Annotated in this window: 9 protein-coding genes and 1 pseudogene; 8 read left to right on the forward strand and 2 right to left on the reverse strand. The window is 73.2% G+C overall.

Annotation, left to right across the window (positions count from 1 at the left end; all coding sequences use genetic code 11):
• Positions 1–55: 55 nt before the first annotated feature.
• From ACZ6WH_RS36155 to ACZ6WH_RS36175, 5 genes and pseudogenes are all read left to right on the forward strand, one after another.
• Entirely contained in the window at positions 56–445 is a 390-nt protein-coding gene (locus tag ACZ6WH_RS36155; protein ID WP_469733999.1) for an NAD(P)H-dependent oxidoreductase, read from the forward strand.
• On the forward strand, positions 445–588 hold the full coding sequence (locus tag ACZ6WH_RS36160) for a hypothetical protein (RefSeq protein WP_469734002.1): 144 nt from the start codon (positions 445–447) through the stop codon (positions 586–588). The genes ACZ6WH_RS36155 and ACZ6WH_RS36160 overlap by 1 nt, the downstream gene beginning before the upstream one ends.
• Positions 589–703: 115 nt before the next feature.
• Positions 704–1,566: pseudogene (locus ACZ6WH_RS36165) on the forward strand (helix-turn-helix domain-containing protein).
• Complete coding sequence (locus tag ACZ6WH_RS36170; RefSeq protein ID WP_469734005.1) at positions 1,563–1,745, forward strand: DUF397 domain-containing protein; 183 nt, start codon at positions 1,563–1,565, stop codon at positions 1,743–1,745. Before ACZ6WH_RS36165 ends, ACZ6WH_RS36170 begins: the two are co-directional and overlap by 4 nt.
• 91 nt (positions 1,746–1,836) lie before the next feature.
• On the forward strand, positions 1,837–2,586 hold the full coding sequence (locus ACZ6WH_RS36175; protein WP_469734008.1) for a DUF4232 domain-containing protein: 750 nt from the start codon (positions 1,837–1,839) through the stop codon (positions 2,584–2,586).
• On the opposite strand, the gene ACZ6WH_RS36180 is transcribed toward ACZ6WH_RS36175, so the two are convergent.
• Positions 2,549–3,403, reverse strand: coding sequence for an AraC family transcriptional regulator (locus ACZ6WH_RS36180; RefSeq protein ID WP_432859516.1), 855 nt, complete (start codon positions 3,401–3,403; stop codon positions 2,549–2,551). The two genes, ACZ6WH_RS36175 and ACZ6WH_RS36180, sit on opposite strands and share 38 nt — an antisense overlap.
• 50 nt (positions 3,404–3,453) lie before the next feature.
• On the opposite strand from ACZ6WH_RS36180, the gene ACZ6WH_RS36185 reads away from it, so the two are divergent.
• Entirely contained in the window at positions 3,454–3,924 is a 471-nt protein-coding gene (locus tag ACZ6WH_RS36185; protein WP_469734012.1) for a DUF2000 family protein, read from the forward strand.
• 34 nt (positions 3,925–3,958) lie between these two features.
• Here the strand turns inward: ACZ6WH_RS36185 and ACZ6WH_RS36190 are convergent, their stop codons facing one another.
• Positions 3,959–4,729 (reverse strand): IclR family transcriptional regulator, encoded by a 771-nt coding sequence (locus ACZ6WH_RS36190; protein WP_469734014.1) that lies wholly within the window; start codon positions 4,727–4,729, stop codon positions 3,959–3,961.
• A gap of 209 nt (positions 4,730–4,938) precedes the next feature.
• Between ACZ6WH_RS36190 and hutH the strand changes: the two genes are divergently transcribed.
• Both hutH and ACZ6WH_RS36200 read left to right on the forward strand, forming a co-directional pair.
• Positions 4,939–6,480 (forward strand): histidine ammonia-lyase, encoded by a 1,542-nt coding sequence (gene hutH / locus ACZ6WH_RS36195; protein WP_469734016.1) that lies wholly within the window; start codon positions 4,939–4,941, stop codon positions 6,478–6,480.
• A 45-nt stretch (positions 6,481–6,525) separates the two neighbouring features.
• Positions 6,526–6,674: hypothetical protein (locus tag ACZ6WH_RS36200; RefSeq protein ID WP_469734034.1), on the forward strand; the 149-nt coding region annotated here is incomplete at its 3' end.

Raw genomic sequence — 6,674 nt, forward strand, 5'->3', positions numbered from 1 at the left:
TGCCCCGCCGGGCCGGACCGGCCCGCTCGGACAGCCGGTCGGATAACTTGACCCGATGAACATCCTTGCCCTGTGCGGCAGTCTGCGGAAGCAGTCGCTGAACGCCGCGGTGCTGCGGACGGCGGCGGAGCTGTGTCCCCCGCCGCACGAGATCCGGATCGCGCCGAGCCTCGGCCGGCTGCCCTTCTTCGAGCAGGACGTCGAGGAGACGGGCGTACTGCCGCCGGCCGTCGCGGCGCTGCGGGGGCGCGCCGGGGCCGCGCACGGTGTGCTGATCGCGACGCCGGAGTACGCGCGCGGCACCTCCGGCGTCCTCAAGAACGCCCTGGAGTGGCTGGTCGGCGGCGGTCAGCTGTACGCCAAGCCGGTCGCGCTGGTGAGCGCGTCCCCTCCGCCCTCGGCGGCGACCGCGCCCAGGCCTGGCTCCGCGAGACCCTCACGATGATGGGTGCCGACGTCCTCCCCGACGGCCTGCCGATCCCGCAGGCCACCGCCAAGATCGCCGACGGCCGGCTGGTGGACGGGCCGACGGTGAAGGAACTGGACGCACTGGTGGAGCAACTGCTCGGCGCGGCGCAGAAGATGTGACCTCCGTACGCTCCGTCCGCGTACGGGGCGTGATGTGGACGCTGGGTGAGCGCTTCCGTCACCCTGGGTGAGTTGAGCTCGGGGAGATCGCGCATGCACCTGGAGGTGGTCGTCCATGACGACCGGCGATGTCGACGTGACCACGTGCGACGGGGAGCGGGAGGAGCGGGAACCCGATTCGTCGGACAGCCTGCGGACCTTCGGGGCCGTCGTCCAGGCCCTGCGTGAGCACGCAGGGCTGACCCGGGCCGAGTTCGGCGTCCGCGTCCGGTTCTCCCGGCACACCGTGGAGTCGGTGGAGCTCGGCCGCCGGATGCCGGACGAGTCGTTCGTCGAACGGGCGGAGGAGGCACTCGGCAACACGGCGCGCTGCGCCGGGCCGCCCGCTTCCTGTCCCGCGGCGAGCCCGGCCTCGCGGCCTGGTTCCGCCGCTGGGCCCGCCTGGAACGCGTGGCGGTGAGCCTGTGCACGTACGAATGCCGGCTGGTGCCGGGGCTGTTGCAGTCGGAGGGGTACGTGCGGGCGTTGTGCGACAACGACGTGCCGCCTCTGGCCGACACTGAGCTGGAGGCGACGGTTGCCGCGCGGTTGGAGCGGCAGCGGATCCTCGTCGAGAGGCCCCATGCCACGTTCGACTTCGTCATCGAGGAGGCGGTACTGATGCGCCGCTTGGGCGGCGTCGAGGTCACCCGCGACCAGCTCGACCGCATCCTTGAGCTGGGGGCGCTGCGGAACGTCACGGTGCAGGTCATGCCTGCGGACAGCGAGCACCACGCCTGCCTGGCCGGGCCGGTATGCCTGCTGCAGACATTGGACGGACGCTGGCGCGCGTACTCCGAGGGCCAGGAGAACGGTCGCTTGATCGCTGTCTCGAAGGAGGTCAGCCGGATCGAGATGCGCTATGCAGGACTGCGCTCGCAGGCTCTGCCCCCGAAGGACTCCGCGGGACTGCTGGAGCGGATACGAGGAGCGCTATGAGTACGACCGAACTCGCATGGTTCAAGTCCAGCCACAGCAGCGCCCAGGGCGACAACTGCATCGAGGTGGCCCTTGCCCCGGGGGTCGTCCACGTTCGCGACTCCAAGGAAGCCGCCCGGCCCGGCCTCGCCGTCGAGCCGGCCCGCTGGGCCGAGTTCGTGCGGTTCGTGGCGCGTTAGTGGCTTGTTAGTGGTGCGACAGTGGGACCCGGCATGGTGAAACGGTGCGGGACGAGAGTCTCGTGCGCGCCGACTCGATGAGGGGATTCCCATGTCGCACCACGCCGCTCTCCGCCGTGGCCGCAAGGCCGCCACCGCCACGCTGATCGCCGCTGCCGCGGCCGTCGCGCTCACCGCCTGTCAGGGTGCCGGGTCCGGCGACTCCGGTGCCGCCGGGGCGTCGTCGTCCGACGCGGCCCCGGCGTCCTCGGCCCCCGCCACGGGCGGCGGCAGCGGCGCGGACAGCGGCAGCAGCGCCGACACCGGCGACGGAGGCAAGCAGAGCGGCGGTACGCAGGAGGCCACGCAGCCCCCGTCCGGCAACGCGCACGCGACCGTCGCCCGTACCGCCTCCGCGCGTACCGCGGCGTCCGCGTCCGCCGACAGCGCCTCCGACCGCTGCACCGCCGACGAGCTGGGCCTGCGCCTGGGCCGCGCCGACGTGGGCGCGGGCAACATCCACACCCCGCTGGTGTTCACCAACAACGGCAAGAGCTCCTGCACGCTCAACGGCTTCCCCGGCGTCTCGCTCATCCAGCGTGACGGGCAGATGATCGGCAAGCCCGCCACCCGAGAGGGCGCCAAGGGCAAGGCCGTCACCCTGAAGCCGGGCGCCAGCGCGTACGCCGTGCTGCACACCATCCAGGACGGGCTGAAGGACGAGCCGTGCTGGAAGAGCCCGTACCTCCTCCAGACCTACCCGCCCGGCTCCAAGGAGGCGATGACCCTCCGCACCGACGAACTGCGGGTATGCGGCGGCGAGTTCACCGTGACGGCGCTGGAGCCGGGCACCGGCCTGTGACGGGCGCCGCGCAGCGGCCCGTGAAGCGTCCCGGCGGAACGCCGAGGATGCGTGTGAAGTGCCGGGTCAGATGCGGCTGGTCGTGGAACCCGGCGGCGGCAGCGGCGTCCCGCGGCGCCATCCCGTCCAGCAGCAGCCGCCGGGCGAGGTCGACGCGGCGCGCGGTGAGGTACCGGTGCGGGCTGATCGCGAACGCGCGGCTGAACGCCCGTACGAGATGCGCCGGATGGGCGTGCAGCAGACCCGCCGCCTCGTCGAGGGTCAGCCCCTCAGCGGTGCGCGCGTCGAGCAGGTCGCGCAGCTGCCGCGCGAGATCCGGCGCGTCGGCCGGCGCGGCGGCCTGTCCGGCGCGCCGTTCCAGGTGCCCCCGCAGCCGCTCGGTGATGAACGCGAGCCGGCTCTCCGCCTCCAGCTCCTCGCCGGGCAGGACGAGGCTGTCGTGCAGCCGGTGGATCCGGTCGCGCAGCGCGCCGTCCTCCAGCACGGGCGTGTCGACCGCGAGCCCGATGAATTCCTCGCCCAGGCCCGCCGCCTCCGGTTCGAGGTAGAGCACCCGCTTCCGGAAGCCGTCCGGTGTGGCGGGCGAGCCGTTGTGCGGCACGTGCGGGGGCAGCAGCGTGACCCCGCTCCGCAGGGCACCGTGCTCGTGCCGGTCCAGGTCGTAGCGGACCATGCCGTCGTCCACCAGGAGCAGCGTCCACGCGCCGTGCGTGTGCAGCGGATACGCATGGCCGGTCAGGTGTGCGTGGTAGACCTCGGCGATCCCGGTCACCGCCGGGCGCCAGGCCCTGACCTGAGGGCGAGGACGACTGACCATGCAAAAAACGTACAAGACGGGGCCGGGGGCGGCTCGGAAGAATCCACGATATGGAAACCCCGAACACCGCTGAACACCCCGCCGTCCCGGACGCGCCCGCGTCCGCACCCGTCCGCTTCGACACCAAGATCGCCGTCCTGCTCCGCGCGGACCTGGAGACCTGGCAGCGGCTGAACGTCACCGCCTTCCTGGTCAGCGGCATCGGTACCGAGGTGCCCGACGTGATCGGCGAGCCGTACGCGGACGCCGACGGCAACGACTACCTGCGGATGTTCCGCCAGCCCGTGCTGGTCTTCGAGGGGACCAAGGAAACGCTGACCAGCGCGCACGGCCGCGCGCTCAGCCGGGGCGTCGCCCTGTCGGTCTTCACCTCCGACCTCTTCGCGACCGGTCACGACGGGGCCAACCGCGCCGCGGTCCGGGCCGTCGGCCGGGACCAGCTGGATCTGGTGGGGCTGGCCGTGTACGGCCCGAAGAACGCCGTCGACAAGATCGTCAAGGGCGCGCGCATGCACCCGTGAGCAGGCCCCGCAGGCCCGAGCGGGCCCACCGCCGCTACGGCGCCGGCAGCGTGCCGCCGATGCGCAGGGTCAGCTCGCGGGCGGTACGGAGGACCTGCTCGGCGATGGCCGTCTGCTGTTCCGCCGTGACCTCCACGGCCGGGTAGGTCACGGCGACCCCCGCGACCGGGTGGGCGCTGTGATCGAGCACCGGCGCGGCGACCGAGGAGAACCCCGGCGTGACCTCGCCCTCCTCCGTGGCGAAGCCGCGCCGCCGCACCTCCACCAGCAGATGGCGCAGGGCCGAGAGGGAGCCGGGCCCGTGCCCGTGGCGGACGACGAAGGCGGACGCGTCGGGGAAGAGCGCGCGCACCTGGGCGTGCGGCAGCCGCGCGAGCATGGCCCGGCCGCTGGCCGTCAGGTGCGCGGGCAGCCGTACGCCGACCTCGGTGACCAGCGGCGCCCGGCCCGGCGCCCGCTCCTCGATGACGTAGATGACCTCGCGCCCGTGCAGCACCGCGAGGTGCGCGCTGTGGCCCGTGCGGTCGACCAGGGCGGTGAGCGGGGCGCGGGCCAGCCGTTGGAAGGGGGCCTGCCGGCTGTACCCGGAAGCCAGCTCGAAGGCGCTGACGCCGAGGCCGTACCGCCGTTCGTCCGCCAGGTGCACCACGAAACCGTCCCGCGCGAGCGTGTCGAGCAGGTGGTAGGTCGTCGAGCGGGGCAGTCCCACGTCCCGGCTGATCGCGGCCGCGGAAGCGGGGCCGAGCTGGCCGGCGAGGTACCGGAGGATCGCCAGGACCTGGGCGGCTGCGGGGACGATTGCCATGCGGCTGAGATTAACCGCCTTCGGAGTGCGGCCCGGCGGCCCGGTGCCGCGCCGTTGTGGCTGCCCGCGCAGTTCCCCGCGCCCCTGGCGGGGCGCCTGTTGCGGACCATCTCTCCGGCGGCGCTTCCGCTTCGTGGTGTCTGGGATACCAGACAGAAAGCCCCTGCGGCTTATGGAACAGACGGCCTGACCTGGTGCTTCATTGAGGCATGTCACCTGTTGTTGTTATCGATGTCGGCGCGCTTTCCGCCGACGATGTCGTGGCCGTCGCCCGCCACGGCGCTCCCGTCGAGCTCTCCCTCGCCGCCCGCGAGGAGGTCACTCGCAGCCGCAAGGTCATCGAGGCCCTGGCCGACGACGTCACCCCGCACTACGGCGTTTCCACCGGCTTCGGTGCCCTCGCCACCCGGCACATCCCCACCGAGCTCCGCGCTCAGCTCCAGCGCAGCCTGGTCCGCTCGCACGCCGCGGGCTCCGGCCCCGAGGTCGAGCGCGAGGTGATCCGCGCGCTCATGCTGCTGCGCCTCTCCACCCTCGCCACCGGCCGTACCGGCGTCCGCCTGGAGACCGCCGAGGCGTACGCCGCGCTGCTCAACGCGGGCATCACCCCGGTCGTCCGCGAGTACGGCTCCCTCGGCTGCTCCGGCGACCTCGCGCCGCTGGCCCACTGCGCGCTCGCCGTCATGGGCGAGGGAGAGGTCCGCGACGCCGACGGCGAGCTGCGCCCGGCCGCCGAGGCGCTCGCCGCCGCCGGCATCGAGCCGGTCACGCTGCACGAGAAGGAGGGCCTGGCCCTCATCAACGGCACGGACGGCATGCTCGGCACCCTCGTCCTCGCCGCCCACGACCTGCGCCGGCTGCTCGCCACCGCGGACATCAGCGCCGCCATGAGCGTCGAGGGCCAGCTCGGCACGGACGCCGTCTTCGCCGCCGACCTCCAGGCCCTGCGCCCGCACCCCGGCCAGGCCGACAGCGCCGCGAACCTGCGCGCCGTGCTCGCCGACTCGGCGATCGTCGCCAGCCACCGCGGCCCGGAGTGCACCCGCGTCCAGGACGCGTACTCGCTGCGCTGCTCGCCCCAGGTGCACGGCACCGCGCGGGACACCCTCGGCCACGCCGAGCTGGTGGCCTCCCGCGAACTGGCGGCCGCGGTCGACAACCCCGTCGTCACCCTCGACGGCCGGGTGGAGTCCAACGGCAACTTCCACGGCGCCCCCGTCGCCGCCGTGCTGGACTTCCTCGCGATCTCCGTCGCCGACGTCGCCTCGATCGCCGAGCGCCGTACCGACCGCTTCCTGGACGTGGCGCGCAACCACGGCCTCAACGCGTTCCTCGCCGACGACCCCGGCGTCGACTCCGGCCACATGATCGCGCAGTACACCCAGGCCGCGATCGTGTCCGAGCTCAAGCGGCTCGCCGCGCCCGCGTCGGTGGACTCCATTCCCTCCAGCGCCATGCAGGAGGACCATGTCTCCATGGGCTGGGCCGCGGCCCGCAAGCTGCGCAAGGCGGTCGACGGCCTCACCCGCGTGCTCGCGATCGAACTGCTCACCGCGGCCCGCGCCCTCGACCTGCGCGCGCCGCTGACGCCGGCCCCGGCCTCCGCCGCGGTCGTCGCCGAACTGCGTACCGAGGTACCGGGTCCGGGCACCGACCGCTACCTCGCCCCCGAGATCGAGGCGGCCGTCCAGTACGTGGCCTCCGGCCGGGCGCTCGGCGCCGCGGAGTCCGTCACCGGTCCGCTCCGCTGACCGCCCCCTCACGACGATTTCGAGAATTCGATGAAAGGCACTCACATGACAGGCGCACGCCCCGTCCGCGCGGCCCGCGGCACCGACCTCTCGGCTCTCGGGTGGCAGCAGGAGGCCGCCCTGCGGATGCTGCAGAACAACCTGGATCCGGAGGTGGCCGAGCATCCGGACAAGCTCGTCGTCTACGGGGGGAC

The organism is Streptomyces sp. NPDC050806, from assembly GCF_055586425.1.